The following is an 18077-nucleotide window of genomic DNA, read 5'->3' as shown; positions in this document are numbered from 1 at the left end:
GACGGGTTCAGCGGATGAGTTCAGTGGACGGGTTCAGGCGGCGAGTTCAGTGGGCGGGCGCGGTGCGGAACCGGCGGCGGTACTCGGCCGGTGCGGTCCCGAGTGCCTTGACGAACGCGCGCCGCATGGCCTCGGGCGTGCCGTAGCCGCTGGCGCGGGAGATCTCCTCGACGCCGTCGGCGGTGTCCTCCAGCAGCCGGCGGGCGTGCTCCAGACGGACCCGGTCGACGTAGCGGCCGGGGGTGACGCCGGTCTCCGCCTGGAAGGCGCGGGCGAAGTGGCGGGGCGAGAGCCGGGCACGGGCGGCGAGCGACTCGACGCTCAGATCGCCGTCCGGGTGCTCGCTGATCCACTGCTGGACCTCGCGCAGCGGCTCGCGCCGTGCGGTCTGCGCGGCCAGCTGGGCGCTGAACTGGGCCTGATTCCCGGGCCTGCGCAGGAACACCACGAGGTGGCGGGCGATGGAGAGCGCGACGTCCCGGCCCAGGTCCTCCTCGACCAGGGCCAGGGCGAGGTCTATCCCGGAGGTGACACCGGCCGACGTGGCGACGCGTCCGTCGCGTACATAGATGGGGTCGGGGTCGACCTCGACGGCGGGGTGGTCCCGGGCGAGTTTGCCGCAGTACGCCCAGTGGGTCGTGGCGCGGCGGCCGTCCAGCAGACCGGCCGCGGCGAGCAGGATCGCCCCGGTGCACACGGAGACCAGCCGCTCGGCACGCGGCCCGTGCCGGCGCAGCCAGTCGGTCAGCCGCGGATCGGGGCGGCGGGTGCCCTGCCCTCCGGGTACGAGCAGCGTGTGCGGCTCGGACGCGTCCGCCAGCGACTGGTCCGGTACGAGGGTGAGCGCGCTGGAGGTGCGTACGGGAGCCCCGTCCAGGGAGGCCGTACGGATGCGGTAGCTGCCCGGGATGTGGCTCTCGGCGCCCGCGAAGACCTCCAGGGGGCCGGTGACGTCGAGGCTCTGGACGCCGTCGAAGAGGACGACGAGAACGGTTCGTTGCGCCATGGTTTCGATTCTTGGCGGGACGGCGGACAGCCGCAATGACGGGTACCCCACCTTTTCTGCCATGAACAACCCGCCACGTGGGAGCGCCCTGATCCCCGGTTGTCGGTGCCACCTGCCACAATTGCCGCGCAACCTCAGTGGAGAAGGCGGTACGGCATCGTGACGACACCCGGGTCCCTCGCAGCAGGGTCCATCGAAGGCAGGATCGCCGAAGAGCTCGGCGTACGGGAGCGGCAGGTCAAGGCTGCCGTGGAGCTGCTCGACGGCGGTTCGACGGTGCCCTTCATCGCCCGCTACCGCAAGGAAGCGACCGAGATGCTCGACGACGCGCAGCTGCGCACCCTCGAGGAGCGGCTGCGCTATCTGCGGGAGCTGGAGGAGCGGCGCACCGCGATCCTGGAGTCGGTGCGCGAGCAGGGCAAGCTCACCGAGGAGCTGGAGGCGCGGATCCGGGGTGCCGAGACCAAGGCGCGCCTGGAGGACATCTACCTGCCGTACAAGCCGAAGCGCCGGACGAAGGCCCAGATCGCGCGCGAGGCGGGCCTGGAGCCGCTGGCCGAGGGCCTGCTCGGGGACCCGACGGTCGAGCCGCTCGCCGCAGCCGCCGCCTTCGTGGACGCCGACAAGGGTGTCGCCGATCCGCAGGCCGCCCTGGACGGCGCGCGGGCGATCCTCACCGAGCGGTTCTCCGAGGACGCCGACCTGATCGGCGAGTTGCGCGAGCGCATGTGGGTGCGCGGGCGCCTGGCCGCGAAGGTGCGCGACGGCAAGGAGGAGGCGGGCGCCAAGTTCGCCGACTACTTCGACTTCGCCGAGCCGTTCACCGAGCTGCCCTCGCACCGGATCCTCGCCATGCTGCGCGGCGAGAAGGAGGAGGTCCTGGATCTCGTCCTGGAGCCGGAGGAGCCGACGGAGGGCCCGTCGTCGTACGAGGGGATCGTCGCGTCGAAGTTCGCCATCGCCGACCGCGGCCGCCCCGCCGACAAGTGGCTGACGGACACGGTCCGCTGGGCCTGGCGCACCCGCATCCTCGTCCACCTGGGCATCGATCTGAGGCTGCGGCTGCGCACGGCCGCCGAGGACGAGGCGGTCGACGTCTTCGCCGCCAACCTCCGCGACCTGCTGCTCGCCGCCCCGGCCGGCACGCGCGCGACGCTGGGCCTGGACCCGGGCTTCCGTACGGGCGTGAAGGTGGCCGTGGTCGACGCGACCGGCAAGGTCGTCGCCACCGACGTCATCCACCCGCACGTCCCGGCCAACAAGTGGGACGAGGCCCTGGCGAAGCTGGCCCGGCTGGCGAAGGAGCACACGGTCGAGCTGATCGCGATCGGCAACGGCACCGCGTCCCGGGAGACCGACAAGCTCGCCGGTGAACTGATCTCCAGGCACCCCGAGTTGAAGCTCACCAAGGTGATGGTGTCCGAGGCGGGCGCCTCCGTGTACTCGGCGTCGGCGTTCGCCTCGCAGGAGCTGCCGGACATGGACGTGTCGCTGCGCGGCGCTGTCTCCATCGCGCGCCGGCTGCAGGACCCGCTGGCCGAGCTGGTGAAGATCGACCCGAAGTCGATCGGTGTCGGCCAGTACCAGCACGACCTGTCCGAGGTGAAGCTGTCGCGCTCGCTGGACGCGGTGGTGGAGGACTGTGTGAACGGCGTGGGCGTGGACGTGAACACCGCCTCCGCGCCACTGCTCGCCCGGGTCTCCGGCATCACCTCCGGGCTCGCGGAGAACATCGTGTCCCACCGGGACGCCAACGGCCCGTTCACCTCGCGGTCGCAACTGAAGAGCGTGGCGCGGCTGGGCCCGAAGGCGTACGAGCAGTGCGCGGGCTTCCTGCGGATCCGTGGCGGCGACGACCCGCTGGACGCGTCCAGCGTGCACCCGGAGGCGTACCCGGTCGTACGGCGCATGGTGAAGACGTCCGGCCAGGAGGTGGCCGCGCTCATCGGCAACACGGGGGTGCTGCGCTCGCTGAAGCCGTCGGCGTTCGTGGACGACACCTTCGGTCTGCCGACCGTCACCGACATCCTGAAGGAGCTGGAGAAGCCGGGCCGTGACCCGCGTCCGGCGTTCAAGACGGCGACCTTCAAGGAGGGTGTGGAGAAGATCTCCGACCTGTCCTCCGGGATGGTGCTGGAGGGTGTCGTCACGAATGTGGCCGCGTTCGGGGCGTTCGTGGACGTCGGTGTCCACCAGGACGGCCTCGTGCATGTCTCCGCGATGTCGAAGACGTTCGTCAAGGACCCGCGTGACGTGGTGAAGCCCGGTGACATCGTCAAGGTGAAGGTCCTCGACGTGGACATCCCGCGCAAGCGGATCTCGCTGACGCTGCGCCTCGACGACGAGGCGGCGCCGCAGGAGCGCCAGCAGCGCGGCGGCGGACGGCCGCCCCAGCAGCGGCAGGGACAGCAGCGCCAGGGACAGCAGCGGCAGGGGCAGCAGCGCGCGGGCCAGGGCCGCGGCGGAGACCGGGGCGGACGCCAGGCTCCCCCGCCACCGGCCAACAGCGCGATGGCGGACGCACTGCGCCGCGCGGGCCTGCTCGACCCGAAGAGCGGCCGCCGCGGCTGAGGCGCCGGAACTCGCCGCTCGCCCACCCGCACGCGCGGGTGGGCGAGCGGCCGCGGGGCCCGGGGCATCGCCGTGCCCCGAAGGCCACGGCACTGCCGTCGGGGAAAACCCGTGGACAGTGATCATGCGATCGCGACACTGATCGCATGACTGCATCCGATCCCAAGGCGGATCTTCAGGTGTATCTGCAGGACGCCCGTGACGTGCTGCTGTGGAAGCTGACCGGCCTGTCCGAGTACGACATCCGGCGCCCCATGACCCCCACCGGTACGAATCTGCTCGGACTGGTCAAGCATCTGGCCGGGGCCGAGGCACTGTACTTCGGCGCCACCTACGGGCGGCCGTTCGCCGGTGCCCCGCTGTGGATCACCGGCGATGCCGAGCCGAACGCGGACCTGTGGGCAGGGCCGGAGGAGACGCGCGAGGAGATCACCGGCCTGTACCGGCGGGCGTGCGCGCACTCGGACGAGACGATCGAGTCGCTGCCCCTGGACGCCGTCGGCCGGATACCCGGCAGCAGTGGGAGCGAGGTGACGCTGCACCGCAGCCTCACGCACATGATCGCCGAGACCCAGCGGCACGCCGGGCACGCCGACATCGTCCGTGAGCTCGTCGACGGAGCGGTGGGCCAGCGGCCGGACGGCACCAACATGGCCCCTGGCGACGCGCTCGCGTGGGCGGAGCACCGGGGCCGGGTGGAGCGTGCGGCGAAGGAGGCGGGGCGGCGCGGCTGAGTTCCGGGTGAACGGCAGCCGAAGGGGTCATGATCTCTCGCCGCCGCACCCCTGCGGCCAGGGCGAACGCGGATACCGTTCCTGCCATCAGCATGCGGGGGGGGAGATCTCTCCTGGCTGTCGGCTTGTGATGATCGGGGCGACCGCCTGTGGCGGTGCCGTGCACCCGGCCGCCGAGGACGGGCCACCTACGGGACGGTGTCCCGGCCCGGCGCCACCGCGTCGTCCGCCGCCCCGGAAAGCGGCCCCGCCTCGCGCTCCGGCAGGCCGGCCGACCCGAGCGGGAAGCCGATGCCGAGCCGTACGGCGGTGGTGGCCGCGGCCCTGCCGTCCCGGACGACGGCGCCCGCCTCGGCCCCCGTCCCCGCCTGTGCCGCGAGGGACCTCACCGCCTCGGAGGGACGTACCGGCCTGCCGGCCGGCGGTCGGCCGGGCTGGTTCGCCACCCGGATCGAGCTGCGCAACCCACTCCGAGCCGCGTTCCTTCTCGGTCGCCAGGACCTCCGCGAGAACCCTGTCCGACGTCTCCCTCGCCCCGGCCGGGACGACCTCGTTCACGCTGGTCTGGCAGGGGTCCTTCAGCTGCGACGCCCATGTGGACTCGCCCTACGGGATCGACATACGGGTGCCGGGCGACTCCCGTGCGCTGACCGTGATTCCCGCCGCGGCGTTCTCTCCCTGTGACGAGCACCTGGAGGTCACCCCGTTCGGGATCACCGCTTGATCCTCACGCCGAGGGCGGCTCCGCCAGCCTGCGTTCCAGGTCCCGCAGATCCTTGCCGATGGACGAGCGGACCTTTCTGGCCATGACGGGAGCGGCCAGGCGGTACCGGGCGCCCGCGTCGCCCCGGACCCGGATGCGGGCCAGGGTGCCCTCCGGGTGCGCGTCGAAGGTGTACGTGACGTGCATGGGCATCGGGCCCGCGACGGACACCATGTCCAGCAGCCCCGGCGGGTCGTACGCGGCGACCCGCAGCACATAGTCGATGCGCCTGCCCAGGAAGTACGCGGTGCGGGTGACCTCGGCGTCGGCGCCGAAGCCGCCCGCGTCCGCCTGCCTGGTGAGCTCGGCGGTGCGGATGCCCTGGGTCCACTCGGGGTCGTGGCGCCAGTCCATCGCGTACGCGGCCACCTTCTCGGGCGCCGGCCCGATCACCCGCTCCGTCGTCTCGTCGATCGTCATGCCGGTCTCCCGGGTGCTCGCGGGGGACTCGGCCCGCCGGCCGGTCAGCCCTGCCATCCTGGATTCCTGCCGCTCGCGCCGAGCGCCCGCTGGAAGGCGGAGGCGTCGGCCGGTACGGCGACGGGCGGGCCGTAGTCTCCGTTCTCGCGGACCTGGCCGCCGATCTGCTCGACCACACCGAGCGCGATCCGTGCCGTCTCCTCACTCACGGCGAACGGCAGGCCGGTGGCGCGTGCCAGGTCCCAGCCGTGCAGGGCGAGTTCGTGCAGGGTGATCGAGGCGGCGAAGACGGCGGGCATCTCCCCCGGGCCGAACTCGGTGGTGCCCTCGTAAGCGGCTTGGTCGGACCAGGCGGCCGCGGCCAGACCCACGGTGTCGGCCAGGTCCCGCGGCGACACGGCCGGGGCGGCGGCGCCGGTGCCGGGCTGCGCCTCCTTGCGGGCGGCCCGCGCCGAGGCCTGGAGGGTCGTACCGAGGTGGTCGAGGAGTTCGGCGACCGTGAACTTCTCGCAGGGGGTGGGGTCCTGGAGCTGTTCGTCGCGGATGCCGGAGGCCGTCGAGGCGACGGCGTCGGCGCACTCGCGGATGGCGGGGCCGAGTGCGCTGTGCTGGGCGTTCATGGTGCTCTCCCGGGAGGTTCCGTGGGGTGTGGTGGGTGTCAGCCGGTGAAGAAGGGCGCGGGCTCGCCGGTCTCGGCGTAGCTCTTGAGCTGCACGAACTTGGTCGCCCAGCCATAGGTGAAGTCGCGGTAGGCGTCGTCGACCGCAGGGAAGCCGCTGTGCGTGAAGCGCAGCGTCACACCGCCCTCCGTGCGCGCCAGGATCTCGTAGGTCTGCTCGGTGCCGGTCCAGGGACCGTTCTGGCCCGCCAGGACGAGCCGCTTGCCGGGCTCCGCCTCGCTCACCCGCAGCCGCCAGGGCAAGGGCACGCCGGGGAACTCCAGCTCGTGCAGGCTGCCGACGCCTTCGCCGGCGGTGACCGTCGCGGTGAACCAGCCGCGGATCCCGTCGGTCGTGGAGATCGCCTCGTACACGGTGTCCGCGTCGGCCTCGATGGCCAGCTGCATGGCGATGTCGGGCATGTCGTGGTGCTCCTTCGTGAGTCCCCCGGCCTTCGATTTAGTCCACACTAAAATGACTCGGAGTGGATGGCAAATTCAAGTGGCGACTAAAATGACTTCCATGGATGCGGTACGGGTGGTCGCTGAGCCCCGGCGGCGCGAGATCCTGCGGCTGGTCTGGGACGCGGAGCTGTCCGCGGGCGAGATCGCCGAGCGGTTCGACGTCACCTTCGGGGCGGTCTCCCAGCACCTCAAGGTGCTGCGGGACTCCGGCCTGGTTACGCTGCGCCAGGAGGGCAAGAAGCGCTTCTACCGGGCCGACCGGGAGGCGCTTGGTCCGCTGGCGGCGTATCTGCAGTCCATGTGGTCAGCCAAGCTGGACACGCTCGCCGAGCTCGCGGAGGCGGCGGAGCGGGACGGGCGATCCGAAGGGACGGACTCGTGAGCATCAACACGGCCACCGTGGAGCGGCGCATCGCGGCGCGCCCCGAGACGGTGTTCTCCTTCTTCACCGACCGGGACAAGTGGCTGTCCTGGATGGGCGCCGACGGCGAGTTCAGCTTCGAGCCGGGCGGCGCCTACCGGACGAGGGTCAACGGTGAGAACGTCGCGGAGGGCCGCTTCGTCGAGATCGACCCGCCCAAGCGGCTGGTGTTCACCTGGGGCTGGGCCGAGTCCGAGGGCGGAATGCTGGTGCCGCCCGGCTCCACGACGGTCGAGATCATCCTGGAACCGGTGCCCGAGGGCACCCTGCTGCGGCTCGTCCACCGGGATCTGCCCTCCCCCGAGGCCTGCGCCGCGCACGAGGAGGGCTGGACGCACTACACCGACCGGCTCGCCGTCGTCGCGGAAGGCGGCGACCCCGGTCCCGACGCCTGGATGTGAGCCGGCGTCAGCCTGATGTGAGCCGGCGTCACACGTACCCGCGCCGCTGGACGAAGCCGAGGGCCAGCGCGCCCAGCGGGACGTTGAGCCAGAACGTGAGCAGCCGGTAGACCAGGACGGCCGAGGTGGCGGGCCCGGCCGGCACGCCGAGCGCGGTCAGGCCGGCGATGAGTCCCGCTTCGAGCGCGCCCAGACCGCCGGGGACCGGAGCCGCGTTGGCGATCAGCCGGGCCGCCATGTAGGCGGCGCCGACCTGGATGAAGGGGAGGTCGCCGCCGAGTGCGTGGACACTCAGGGCGAGACCCACGACCTGGACGAGGGGCAGGCCGAGCGCACCCACGGTGCCGAGGGCGATCTTCAGGGGGTCGGTGGCGATGCCCTTGATGGTCGATCCAGCCGAGCTCAGGAACGGCCACACCTTCTCGTGCAGGAAGCGCCGGCCGGGCGGGGTGAGGCCGATCAGCCCTCCGGCGGCGAGTGTGAGCGCGATGGCGGGCAGCGCGTACCGGCCGACGGGCACGTCCAGATGCGCTCCGGCGTGGTGCCCTCCGGCCCAGGCGAAGAACATCGCGGCGACAAGGACGTTGGCGACCGCTCCGGCCACGCTCTGCAGCCCGACGGAGGCCGTGGCCGCGCCGGTCTCGATGCCTGTCTTCTGCAGATAGCGCAGGTTCAGCGCCATGCCGCCGACGTTGTTGGGGGTGATCCGGTTCAGGAACGAACTGGCGAACTGCACCTGGTACGTGGGTCCGAACGGCAGCCGGTCCGGGATCGTGCCCAGTTGCAGAAAGGTCGAGAACGCCTGCGAGACGAAGGTGACGGGCACGACGGCGAGCAGCCACCACCAGTTCGCGTCGCCCAGCGCGCGGAGGGCGGCCGGGGCATTGGCGAACTGCGGGAGCACCAGGTGCAGCACCAGGAACGCGCCGAGCAGGCCCAGCACGCTCTTCCAGGTGAACCGGGCCAGGCGGGCCGGCGCGACGGACGGCGCCTCGCACGCCGTACGGACCTCGGTGGCGAGGTCGTGCATCAGGCTGGGCCGGCCACCGGGGCGCCGCGCCCGCCGCCGGACGCCCTGCCCGGCGGCCCGGGCCCGCTCCTGGTCGTACCGCGCGACCTCACGCCGCGCCGGGCCGATCAGCGCCAGCGGTTGCAGATACGGCAGCACGCTCGCCAGCGCGTCGGGGCCGAGCCCCGCCAGCGCACAGGCGGTGGCGCGGCGCGGGCCGACGCGTACGGCGGTCGTGGCCAGCAGTTCGGCGATGTCGCTGCCGAGCACCTCGGGCGGCGCGTTGAGCCGGGCCCGGGCGAACGCGGTGAGCCGGGGCGTGCCGTCCGGTTCGACGAGGACGTGCTGGGTGCGCAGCGCACGGTGCGCGAGGCGGTGCTCGCGCAGGCGGGCCACGGACTGCCACACCCCGCCGAGCAGCTGGTCGGTCAGGTCCTCGGCCGCAAGCGCGGACAGCGGGCGGGCGTCCTGCCCGACGGTCACCAGGAGCGCGCCCCCTCCGTCCACCGGGTAGGCGATCACGGGTTCGTCGACCCGGGCGCCGGTGCGGGCGGCGAAGACCAGCATGAGGAGTTCGTGCTCCACGACGGTGAGCGGCGTCTGCGTGCCGGGGTCGTCCGGGTGGCGCAGCAGCGTGCGCCGGGCGAGCCGGTGGAACAGGTCGCGGCCCTGGTCCTCGGCGGCGACGGCCCGTACGGTCAGCCGCGCGCCTGCGGGGGTCTCGGCGCGGTAGCGGATCCCCTCGCCGGGAAGCTGCTCCTCCGCGGGCAGCTCGCGCAGGGTGGCGAGCGGGATCCCGCAGTCGGCCAGCGCGTCGGCGACCGCCCGGGCCGGCGGCCGGTCCGGCGGGCCGCCCGCCATGAGCAGGACCGCGGAGCCGGCCGCGCCGCCCGCGGCCAGGGCAGCGAGGGCCTCAAGGGGCACAAGGGCGGCGGCCACGGCGCCCACCACCGCGCACGCGGCGGTCAGGGACCACAGTGCGCGCCGCCAGGGCCGCGCGAGCCAGGGTCCCGCGGCGACCACGGCCGCGGCCCACGCCGCCAGGTACACCGAGGGCGGCCAGCCCGCCCGGACCGCTCCGCTCCGGCCGACCAGCACCTCGGGCCACAGATCCGGCCGGCCACGGGCCAGCGCCAGATGGGTGAGCGCCCACGCGGTCGCCGCGCCCAGCGCGGCCGCGGGCAGGACCCTGAGCAGCGCGTCGACCCGCCTGCGTACGACGAGCACGGCCAGGCCCGCGACCGGCGCCACCAGGGCGACGACCTGCACCGTGCCGACCAGGCCGTCGCGCAGGCCGGGCGACAGCGCGGCCGCCGCTGACAGCAGCCCCTGCTGCGCCCTGCGGGCGAACTCCCGGGTGACGACCGCCACCAGCACCGTCATCCCGAGCACGGCCAGGGAGACCAGCAGCCGCGACAGATCGGCCGCCCGGCGCACATCGCGCGGCGGGGGCGCGTCGATCGCCGGCGCCGCCCGGTCGTCCGCCTTCCCCACGATGTCGGAGGACAGGATCATGTCGCGGTGCCCGGTCACCTCCGGCCCCCGGCAGGGACGCGAGGACGGCCCATGCGCTCACTTCCCCGGACGTCGTCCGGCCGGCCCGGACACCCGTTTCATCGTCCCACCACGGGGGCGGGCCTGCGGGCGTGCGGTGACGGTCCCGCCTCACTGCGGGGGCTTGGCGGAACCGCTCATCCGGGCGTGGTTCTCCGCGAGGAGTTCCTGCACCCTGCGCTCGACCTCCGCGGGATCGACTCCCAGGGCTCGGCCCATGTGGATCGACCACACCTCCGAGCGCACATTGGTCTCGAAGTCCAGGTCGGCGCGCACGTTCTCACGGGCGGCCTGGCGGTTCTGGCTCACCATCACGAAGGTGGACAGGAAGATCGCCTCCAGGCTGACGATCATGGTGAGCAGTCCGAAGGGGAAGGGATCCCAGACCGCCTCCTGGCCGAACGCGCCCTCGTTGAACACGATCCAGACCGTGAACCACAGGGCGTGCAGATAGACGAACAGCATGGTCCCGGCGAAGGCGGTGATCGCGTCCGCGATCTTGTCCTCGGTCCCGCGTATCCGCGCGAGCACGTCCTGCTCGCGCAGCAGCCGCAGACCCGGACCGCCCGGACCGCCGGGTCGACCCGGACCGCTCACCGCACCACCGCTCATGCCCACTCCCCGACCGACCGTCCGTGGAACAGCCGTGAGCCTACGCGGCGGTCGGGCCCGATCCCCGGCGCGGCACGAGGTCGGGTCAACGTTCCGTGACCTTGCCCGCCGCCACCTCCAGTCGGCGGGTCACGCGGACCGCGTCCAGCATCCGGCGGTCGTGGGTGACCAGGAGCAGCGTGCCCTGGTAGGAGTCGAGGGCGGACTCCAGCTGTTCGATGGCGGGCAGGTCGAGGTGGTTGGTCGGCTCGTCGAGGACGAGCAGATTGACGCCCCGGCCCTGGAGCAGCGCCAGGGCGGCGCGGGTGCGCTCGCCCGGGGAGAGGGTGGCCGCCGGGCGCAGCACATGGTCCGACTTCAGGCCGAACTTGGCGAGCAGGGTGCGGACCTCGACCGGCTCGGTGTCCGGGACGGCCGCGCAGAAGGCGTCCAGCAGCGCCTCCGGGCCGTGGAACACCTTGCGGGCCTGGTCGACCTCGCCGACCAGGACGCCCGAGCCGAGGGAGGCGTGCCCGGCGTCCAGCGGGACGCGGCCGAGCAGCGCGCCCAGCAGCGTCGACTTGCCCGCGCCGTTGGCGCCGGTCACCGCGACCCGGTCCGCCCAGTCGAGCTGCAGCGAGACCGGGCCGAAGGTGAAGTCCCCGCGCCGTATCTCCGCGTCCCGCAGGGTCGCGACCACCGCGCCGGAGCGCGGCGCGGTCGCGATCTCCATGCGCAGCTCCCACTCCTTGCGCGGCTCCTCGACCACATCGAGGCGTTCGATCATCCGCTGGGTCTGGCGGGCCTTCGCGGCCTGCTTCTCGCTGGCCTCGCTGCGGAACTTGCGGCCGAGCTTGTCGTTGTCGTTGCCCGCCTTGCGCCTGGCGTTCTTCACGCCCTTGTCCATCCAGGAGCGCTGCATCTGCGCGCGGTCCTGCAGGGCGGACTTCTTGTCGGCGTACTCCTCGTAGTCGTCGCGGGCGTGCCGGCGGGCCACCTCGCGCTCCTCCAGGTAGGCCTCGTAGCCGCCGCCGTAGAGGTTGATCTGCCGCTGGGCGAGGTCGAGTTCGAGGACCTTGGTGACGGTGCGGGTGAGGAACTCGCGGTCGTGGCTGACGACGACGGTCCCCGCGCGCAGGCCGGTCACAAAGCGTTCGAGGCGCTCCAGGCCGTCCAGGTCAAGGTCGTTGGTGGGCTCGTCGAGCAGGAAGACGTCGTAGCGGGAGAGCAGGAGCGAGGCGAGGCCGGCGCGGGCCGCCTGGCCGCCGGACAGGGACGTCATCGGCTGGTCCAGGTCCACGGCAAGGCCCAGCGAGTCGGCGATTTCCTCCGCGCGCTCCTCCAGGTCGGCGCCGCCGAGATCCAGCCATCGCTCCAGGCTGGTGGCGTAGGCGTCGTCGGCACCGGGCGCGCCGTCGACCAGGGCCTGTGTCGTCTCGTCCAGCACCCGCTGGGCCTCGGCGACGCCGGTGCGGCGGGCGAGGAACTCCCGTACGGTCTCGCCGGGCCGTCGTTCCGGCTCCTGGGGCAGATGGCCGACGGTCGCGCTGGGCGGGGACAGGCGCAGTTCGCCGTGCTCGGGCGCGAGCAGCCCGGCGAGCAGCCTCAGGAGCGTGGACTTGCCCGCGCCGTTGGCACCGACCAGCCCGATCACGTCCCCGGGCGCGACGACGAGGTCGAGCCCGGAGAAGAGCGAGCGGTCGCCGTGGCCGGCGGCGAGGTTCTTGGCGACGAGGGTGGCAGTCATCAGACCGCCGATCCTAATGGCCGCGCGCCGCGCCGGTCAGCGGGCCATCGCCTCCACCAGCACGCTCCCCGAGGTCCGGGCCACGACGAAGGACTCCCCCTTGACCGCCTTGGCGTCCAGGGCGATGCGGTGCAGACCGGCCTCCAGGACTCCGTCGAACACCTCCCGGGTGTGGGTGCGGTAGAGCCGGTCGAGGCGGTACGCCGTGAGACGGACCCGGCAGGGCGAGGTGACCTCGATGCCCGCCTCGCCGTCCGCCGCCACCAGGCGGGTCAGCCGGCGCTGTGCCACGGGGCGGCGGTCCAGGGCGTGCTCGATCTGCGCGACGAGCAGGGGGACGATCGGGGCGAGCCCGTCGACATAGGCCACGTCGACGCGGGCGCGCTCGAACGCCCGGCGTACGGCGGCCCGTTGCGCCTCGCCGATCGCCCGGCCGAAGGCGACGGCGCCGTACGCGCGCAGTTCCTCCTCGGGAACGCCTGTGGCGTCCTGGGTGATGTCGGCGCCGATGCCGATGGTGCGCAGGGCGGCGGCGAGCTTGGCGAGGAGCGCGACGCGGGCGCCGATCAGCAGCACCCGGCGGCGGGGCTGGGCCTGCGCGTCGGCGTCGTCGAGGAGGGCGCCGAGGGCCGCGCGGTACTCGGCGCCGTGGAAGCGGAAGGGTCCTATGCCGTGATACCCGTTGAGCTCCAGGTCGGCATGGTCCTCGCTCTGCCAGGCGAAGTCCCGCCAGATATAGTCGTCGCCGTCCCGCTCGATGACGGCGGTGACCGCACCGCAGGCCAGGTCCTCGCACTCGGGGCAGCCGTAGACGACGTAGCGGCCGTCGGGCAGGGGCGCCTCGCTCTCCAGGAGCAGGCTGCGGACCTGCGCGGTGAAGATCGCGGGCGGGACGTCGGAGGCGAGTGGGGAGACGGCGTCCAGGTCGGACAGCTGGAACAGCAGCGGACGTCCGTCGACGATGAAGTCCACGAAGTCCCGGTGGACCTGGTAGCCGCCGTCGGCGAGCACACCGCCGGCGCGCATCGCCGGTGCCAGGCCGAAGGACACGTATGCGGCAGACATGCTGTGAGTATTCCCAGAGTGGGACGCATGTGAGCGCGGCATGACATATTTCGCTAACGTCCTCGCGTGGAGCATGAGCGAAGTAATCGCGTGATCGTGGTCGGCGGCGGGGTCGTCGGGCTGACCACGGCCGTGGTGCTGGCCGAGAACGGCGTCCGGGTGCGGGTGTGGAACCGGGACCCGGCCGAGCGCACGACCTCGGCGGTCGCCGGCGCGCTGTGGTGGCCGTACCGCATCGAACCGGAACCGCTCGTCGGCCGCTGGGCCCTCGAATCCCTTGCCGAGTACGAGGACATGGCGACGCGCCCGGAGGAGACCGGCGTACGCATGGTCGAGGGCGTACACCGCGGTCTGCGTCTGGACGAGCTGGGCCCCTGGGCGGCGCGCGTGCCGGGGCTGCGTACTACGGACGACGGCGAAGGTCTGGCGGCACGGCTGCCGTTGATCGACATGCCGGCCCATCTGGCATGGCTGCGGGCGCGGTTGCTGAAGGCGGGCGGCACGGTCGAGGAGCGGGTGGTGACCGATCTGGCCCGGGTGCCCGCGCCGGTCGTGGTCAACTGCACCGGTCTGGGGGCCCGTGAGCTCGTACCGGACCCGGAGGTGCGGCCGGTGCGCGGTCAGCTGGTCGTGGTGGCGAACCCGGGCGTCACGACCTGGTTCACCTCCGTCGATCACTCCTCGGACACCTCCACGTACTTCTTTCCCCAGCCGGGCGGGCTGATCCTGGGCGGTACGGCGGAGGACGACGCGTGGTCCCTGGAGCCGGACCCGGCCGTGGCCGCGGGGATCATCGCCCGGTGTGCCGCGGTCCGGCCGGAGATCGCCGGGGCGAGGGTGCTGGCCCATCGCGTGGGGCTGCGCCCGGCACGCACCGCGGTACGGCTGGAGCGGCTGCCGCTGCCGGACGGGCGGGCGTTGGTCCACCACTACGGCCACGGCGGCGCCGGCGTCACCGTGGCCTGGGGCTGCGCCCGGGAGGCGGCCGCGCTGGTGGGCGCGGCCGCCTGAGCCGGTCAGCTACCGGGGAGGCGCTGGATCGTACGGGGTGAGCGGACGCCTTCCAGGGAGGTGGGTGCGGGAGCGGTGGACGCGGTGCCCGAGGTCGCCCGGGTGAACGCCGCGGGACCGCCCACCAGCGGCAGCCTGGCCGACGTGCGGGCCAGGTCGACGCCGAGCGTCGGGGTGGTGGACGGCGGGTCGATGAGGTCCTTGTCCGTGCCCGCGACGATCAGCGCCAGACGGTGGCCCTTGGGGACGACATGGTCGGTGGCCGCCAGGTCGAGCGTGATGGTGTACGCCTTGCCCGGGGTGAGCGGGACGCCCTTGCCGGTGTCGGCGTAGTTGCCGAGGTCGGCCCAGCCGCGGCTGAACACCGTGTAGTCGACGGCCTTCGTCTTCGCCTTCGTCGCCTTGAAGCAGGCGCTGTCCCCGGCCGTGCTCGCGCCCCAGCAGGTGCGGTCGGTGAGGGTGGTGATGCCCTCGCCGTCGTCCGCGTAGTCCCGGATGGTGCCGGGGCCGAGGTCGACGAGGACCGCGGAGAGATGGGCGGTCGAGGTGGTCGGCGTGGCGGTCACGGTGACCTTTGACGAGCCGGACAGACGCAGGTCCCGGGTGAGCGGCTTGGTGAGGAAACCGGCCTTCTCGGGGGTGCCGGTGCCGATCCGCGCGGCCCAGTCGGTCTCGCTCAGGGCCGGGTTGTCGGTGAAGGTCTCGGTTCCCTGTCCCCGGCGCAGGCCGAGCGTGCCGACGCCCGCCCGGCTGCCGGTGGCCGGGCGCAGGGTGGTGCCCTGCGTGTCGCGCGGCGGCCAGAGCGTGGAGGTGACCCACTGGTCCGGGTGGCGTTCGATGTCGGCCATCGGCTCACGGTCGATGCCGTTGGCGTAGCCGAGGAGCTCGTGGTCGAACCAGCGGTGCAGGGTGTCGACCCAGGCCCCGCGCCGGTAGTCGAAGGGGTCGACATGGCCGGTCTGGGAGAGCCAGATCTTCCGTTCGACGCCGTGCCTGGCGAGTGCGTCCCACCACTGGCCGAAGTGCTTGGTGCGGACGTTGAGGTCCTGCATGCCGTGCACGAGGAACACGCTGGCCTTCACCTTGGACGCGTGTCTGACGTAGTCGCGTTCGGTCCACAGACCGGTCCAGTCCCCGGTGCGCGGGGCCCCGTCGACGAGCTTCTTCTGTACGGCGGCGCAGTGGGCGCGGGCGTCGGCGCTCTCGACGGCGTCGGACAGCCAGTCGGGGCCGGAGTCGTACAGCGGTGCGCCCTTGGCGAAGTAGTAGTCGTACCAGGAGGAGATGGCGCTGATCGGGACGATGGTCTTCAGGCCCTTGACGCCGGTGGCGGCGACGCCGTTGGCGATGGTGCCGTCCCAGCTCTTGCCGATCATGCCGGTCTTCCCGTTGGTCCAGGTGGCCTTGACCGTGGTGGTGCCGGTGCGGCTGGTGTAGCCCTTGGCGCGGCCGTTCAGCCAGTCGATCACGGCCTTCGCGGACCCGATGTCGGAGCGGCCGCCGATGTCGACACAGCCGTCGGAGCGGTTGGTACCGGCCAGGTCGACGCCGACGAAGGCATAGCCGCGGGGCACGAAGTAGTTGTCGTAGAAGAGCGGCATCCGGACGACGCGGCCGCTCGCGTCGTACGTCTTCTTCTGGCTCTCGTTGCCGCGCCCGCAGCAGGAGTAGTACGGGCTGGCGTCCATGATGACCGGCACCTTGCGGCCCTGCCGGGCGGGTTCGGCCGGCCGGACGATGTCGGCGGCAACGCGGTCCGTCCTGCCGTCGCCGTCCCCGTCGAGGCCGGTGTCCACCCAGACGGCCTCACGGATGGCATGGGCGTACGAGTAGACGGGCCGGCTCTCGCGCGGCGCGGCCTGGGCGGCCACGGGGGTGAGGAAGGCGGCCATCAGGGCCGCGACGGCCAGGGTCGCGAGCGGTCTCCAGATCGTGAAGCGCGTGCGTTTCGGCATGCGCGGACGGTACCCCGGTCAACTCCCGTGCAGAAGAGGGCAGCTGAGTGAACGTCGGGAACGGGTGGCTCATGTCGGCCGGATGGCGATCGTGTGACACGAGGGGCTGTGGACAGGTCAGGGGCCACAGGGTCTGAATAGGCTCCGAACAGACTTCGTGCCCCTACGACTTGGAGTTCTCGTGCACCGCAGAATCTTCGCGCCGGGCGCGCTCGCGGCGGCCTCTCTCCTGCTGGCGATCCCGGCATCGGCCGCAAGTTCCGCTCCCGGCGCACCGGGCATCGGCGATCCCTATTACCCGAACTACGGAAACGGCGGTTACGACGTCTCCCACTACGACCTCCGGCTGACGTACCAGCCGGCCACGGACGAGCTGGCGGGTACGGCGACGATCCAGGCGAGGACCACGCAGGAGCTGTCCAGCTTCGATCTGGACTTCCTGCTGGACGTGAGCGAGGTGCGGGTCAACGGCGCCAAGGCCGGCTTTGCCACCTCCGGCCAGCACGAGCTGGTGATCACGCCGAAGAACCCGCTGGCCAAGGGCACACCGATCACCGTGGTGGTCCGCTACAGCGGGGTTCCCTCGACGAAGAGCGCGTACGGCTTCAACACCTGGCACCGCACGCCCGACGGCGCGATCGCGGCCGACGAGCCCGAGGCGGCCTGGTGGTGGTTCCCGAGCAACGACCACCCGCTGGACAAGGCGACCTACGACGTGTCGGTGGCCGTGCCGGACGGCACCCAGGCGATCTCCAACGGCACGCTCCAGTCGAGCAGTTCGCGGCTGGGCTGGACCCGCTACAACTGGCGTGAGAACAAGCCGCAGGCGACCTATCTGGCCACGCTGGCGGTCGGGAAGTTCGACATCACGACGGGCACCTCCGAGGGCGGGGTCCCCGTCGTCAACGCGTACAGCAAGGACCTCGGGGACAACGACGGGGCGGCGCGGGCGAGCGTGGAGCGGACCGGGGAGATCGTCGACTGGCTCAGCGGCTACTTCGGGCCGTACCCCTTCGGTTCGGCCGGCGGGTATGTCCCCAACACCACCACCGGGTTCGCGCTGGAGACCCAGACCCGCGTGTACTACAGCCCGCGCCAGTTCGCGAACGGCTCCAACACCTCGGTGGTCGTGCACGAACTGGCACACCAGTGGTACGGCGACGACGTGTCGCTGAAGGGCTGGAAGGACATCTGGATCAACGAGGGCTTCGCGCGGTACGCGCAGTGGCTGTGGTCGGAGCACGAGGGCGAAGGCACCACGCAGCAGCTCGCCGACTATGTGTACGCCTCGCACCCCGCCGACGACGCCTTCTGGTCCGTCGAGCCCGGTGACCCGGGACCGGACGACCAGTTCGACATCGCCGTCTACGACCGGGGCGCGCTGGCCGTCCAGGCGCTGCGCAACGAGGTCGGTGACGACGCGTTCTTCGCCATCCTGAAGGGCTGGCCGAAGGAGCACGCGTACGGCAACGCGTCCGTGGCCGACTTCCGGACGTACGCCGAGAAGGTCTCCGGCAAGCCGCTGTCCGCCCTGTTCGACACCTGGCTGTTCCAGCCGACGAAGCCGACAGCCGCCGCGGCCCGCTCCGCGGTCGTCACCGAGCCCGCGGCGGCCCCCGTCCGGCCCAAGTCCTGGAAGAAGATCGAGGCGACGAACGAGGCCCACGGAGGCTGAGACACCGGAGGCACGAGGCCGGGGGCGAGGC

General features: G+C 72.4%; 17 protein-coding genes. 7 read left to right on the top strand and 10 right to left on the bottom strand.

The annotated features are described in order from the left end of the window. Nucleotides 1–46 precede the first annotated feature (46 nt). On the bottom strand, nt 47–1006 hold the full coding sequence (locus ACZ4EG_RS20265; protein WP_453545394.1) for a GlxA family transcriptional regulator: 960 nt from the start codon (nt 1004–1006) through the stop codon (nt 47–49). Between the two features lie 159 nt (nt 1007–1165). On the opposite strand from ACZ4EG_RS20265, the gene ACZ4EG_RS20260 reads away from it, so the two are divergent. Together ACZ4EG_RS20260 and ACZ4EG_RS20255 are read left to right on the top strand one after the other, a co-directional pair. Further along, nucleotides 1166–3577, top strand: a complete 2412-nt coding sequence (locus tag ACZ4EG_RS20260) for a Tex family protein (RefSeq protein ID WP_467791553.1) — start codon at nt 1166–1168, stop codon at nt 3575–3577. 146 nt (nt 3578–3723) lie between these two features. Beyond that, nucleotides 3724–4311: a DinB family protein gene (locus ACZ4EG_RS20255; RefSeq protein ID WP_467791552.1), complete on the top strand. Its 588-nt coding sequence runs from the start codon at nt 3724–3726 to the stop codon at nt 4309–4311. A 188-nt stretch (nt 4312–4499) separates the two neighbouring features. Here the strand turns inward: ACZ4EG_RS20255 and ACZ4EG_RS20250 are convergent, their stop codons facing one another. Further along, nucleotides 4500–4775 (bottom strand): hypothetical protein, encoded by a 276-nt coding sequence (locus ACZ4EG_RS20250; protein WP_467791551.1) that lies wholly within the window; start codon nt 4773–4775, stop codon nt 4500–4502. A gap of 131 nt (nt 4776–4906) precedes the next feature. Here ACZ4EG_RS20250 and ACZ4EG_RS20245 point away from each other — a divergent pair, with 131 nt between their 5' ends. Further along, on the top strand, nt 4907–5035 hold the full coding sequence (locus tag ACZ4EG_RS20245; protein ID WP_467791550.1) for a hypothetical protein: 129 nt from the start codon (nt 4907–4909) through the stop codon (nt 5033–5035). Nucleotides 5036–5038: 3 nt separating this feature from the next. On the opposite strand, the gene ACZ4EG_RS20240 is transcribed toward ACZ4EG_RS20245, so the two are convergent. Genes ACZ4EG_RS20240 through ACZ4EG_RS20230 form a run of 3 tightly spaced genes read right to left on the bottom strand, consistent with a single transcriptional unit; the run spans nt 5039 to nt 6575 of the window. Beyond that, nucleotides 5039–5494 carry an SRPBCC family protein gene (locus ACZ4EG_RS20240; protein ID WP_467791678.1) on the bottom strand — a complete coding sequence of 152 codons (456 nt, stop codon included), beginning with the start codon at nt 5492–5494 and terminating at the stop codon, nt 5039–5041. 44 nt (nt 5495–5538) lie between these two features. Further along, complete coding sequence (locus ACZ4EG_RS20235) at nt 5539–6114, bottom strand: TIGR03086 family metal-binding protein (RefSeq protein ID WP_467791549.1); 576 nt, start codon at nt 6112–6114, stop codon at nt 5539–5541. Between the two features lie 38 nt (nt 6115–6152). Further along, nucleotides 6153–6575 carry an SRPBCC family protein gene (locus tag ACZ4EG_RS20230; protein ID WP_467791548.1) on the bottom strand — a complete coding sequence of 141 codons (423 nt, stop codon included), beginning with the start codon at nt 6573–6575 and terminating at the stop codon, nt 6153–6155. Nucleotides 6576–6675: 100 nt separating this feature from the next. On the opposite strand from ACZ4EG_RS20230, the gene ACZ4EG_RS20225 reads away from it, so the two are divergent. Next, nucleotides 6676–6999, top strand: coding sequence for an ArsR/SmtB family transcription factor (locus ACZ4EG_RS20225; RefSeq protein ID WP_235452150.1), 324 nt, complete (start codon nt 6676–6678; stop codon nt 6997–6999). After that, nucleotides 6996–7439, top strand: coding sequence for an SRPBCC family protein (locus ACZ4EG_RS20220; RefSeq protein ID WP_467791547.1), 444 nt, complete (start codon nt 6996–6998; stop codon nt 7437–7439). Before ACZ4EG_RS20225 ends, ACZ4EG_RS20220 begins: the two co-directional genes overlap by 4 nt. Before the next feature lie 28 nt (nt 7440–7467). Here the strand turns inward: ACZ4EG_RS20220 and ACZ4EG_RS20215 are convergent, their stop codons facing one another. The 4 genes from ACZ4EG_RS20215 to ACZ4EG_RS20200 form a co-directional block, all read right to left on the bottom strand. Then, nucleotides 7468–9981, bottom strand: coding sequence for a flippase-like domain-containing protein (locus tag ACZ4EG_RS20215; protein WP_467791546.1), 2514 nt, complete (start codon nt 9979–9981; stop codon nt 7468–7470). A gap of 132 nt (nt 9982–10113) precedes the next feature. Continuing rightward, the gene (locus ACZ4EG_RS20210; RefSeq protein WP_467791545.1) at nt 10114–10614 is read right to left on the bottom strand and encodes a DUF1003 domain-containing protein; all 501 of its coding nucleotides are present in this window, start codon (nt 10612–10614) and stop codon (nt 10114–10116) included. A gap of 85 nt (nt 10615–10699) precedes the next feature. After that, complete coding sequence (locus ACZ4EG_RS20205; RefSeq protein WP_453545376.1) at nt 10700–12340, bottom strand: ABC-F family ATP-binding cassette domain-containing protein; 1641 nt, start codon at nt 12338–12340, stop codon at nt 10700–10702. A 36-nt stretch (nt 12341–12376) separates the two neighbouring features. Continuing rightward, nucleotides 12377–13405, bottom strand: a complete 1029-nt coding sequence (locus ACZ4EG_RS20200) for an oxidoreductase (RefSeq protein ID WP_467791544.1) — start codon at nt 13403–13405, stop codon at nt 12377–12379. Nucleotides 13406–13495: 90 nt separating this feature from the next. On the opposite strand from ACZ4EG_RS20200, the gene ACZ4EG_RS20195 reads away from it, so the two are divergent. Next, a complete protein-coding gene (locus ACZ4EG_RS20195; protein ID WP_453546786.1) occupies nt 13496–14416 on the top strand; it encodes an FAD-dependent oxidoreductase in 921 nt (306 codons plus the stop codon). 5 nt (nt 14417–14421) lie between these two features. Here ACZ4EG_RS20195 and ACZ4EG_RS20190 read toward each other — a convergent pair whose 3' ends face one another. Beyond that, nucleotides 14422–16371, bottom strand: a complete 1950-nt coding sequence (locus tag ACZ4EG_RS20190; protein ID WP_467791543.1) for a Xaa-Pro dipeptidyl-peptidase — start codon at nt 16369–16371, stop codon at nt 14422–14424. Nucleotides 16372–16552: 181 nt separating this feature from the next. Between ACZ4EG_RS20190 and ACZ4EG_RS20185 the strand changes: the two genes are divergently transcribed. Next, nucleotides 16553–18046 carry a M1 family metallopeptidase gene (locus ACZ4EG_RS20185; RefSeq protein WP_467791542.1) on the top strand — a complete coding sequence of 498 codons (1494 nt, stop codon included), beginning with the start codon at nt 16553–16555 and terminating at the stop codon, nt 18044–18046. Nucleotides 18047–18077: the final 31 nt, after the last annotated feature.

Source organism: Streptomyces sp. NPDC025638, from assembly GCF_055558775.1.
This window is presented reverse-complemented; position numbering and strand designations above follow the sequence as displayed.